The sequence below is a fragment of the Acrocarpospora phusangensis genome, assembly GCF_016862995.1.
Classification (GTDB): domain Bacteria; phylum Actinomycetota; class Actinomycetes; order Streptosporangiales; family Streptosporangiaceae; genus Acrocarpospora; species Acrocarpospora phusangensis.
Genome location: NZ_BOOA01000219.1, coordinates 1 through 563 on the forward strand (window position 1 = coordinate 1; position 563 = coordinate 563).

Genomic DNA, 563 nt, shown 5'->3' on the forward strand with positions numbered 1-563 from the left:
CCCTCGGTGAGCTCAAGCTCCAGACCGAAGGCGTTGCTCTCCTCGACGGTGATGACGCCTTCCTTGCCCACCTTGTCCATCGCCTCGGCGATCAGCTCGCCGATCTCGACGTCCCCGGCGGAGATGGAGGCCGTGGAGGCGATCTGCTCCTTGGTCTCCACATCCTTGGCCAGCTTGGACAGCTCCTCGCTGACCCGCTCGACCGCGGCCTCGATGCCCTTCTTCAGCGACATCGGGTTCGCCCCGGCGGCCACGTTGCGCAGACCCTCGCGCACCAGCGCCTGGGCCAGCACGGTGGCGGTGGTGGTGCCGTCACCCGCGACGTCGTCGGTCTTCTTGGCGACTTCCTTGACGAGCTCGGCCCCGATCTTCTCCCACGGGTCCTCAAGCTCGATCTCCTTGGCGATGGAGACACCATCGTTGGTGATCGTGGGAGCGCCCCACTTCTTCTCCAGCACGACGTTGCGGCCCTTGGGGCCCAAGGTCACCTTGACGGCGTCGGCGAGCTGGTTCATACCGCGCTCGAGACCGCGCCGGGCGTCCTCGTCAAACGCGATCATCTT

1 protein-coding gene is annotated in these 563 nt (G+C 66.3%); it reads right to left on the bottom strand.

Annotated elements, in window-relative coordinates:
- Positions 1-563 (bottom strand): TCP-1/cpn60 chaperonin family protein (locus Aph01nite_RS41005; protein WP_275419375.1); only part of this gene is annotated, 563 nt, incomplete at both ends.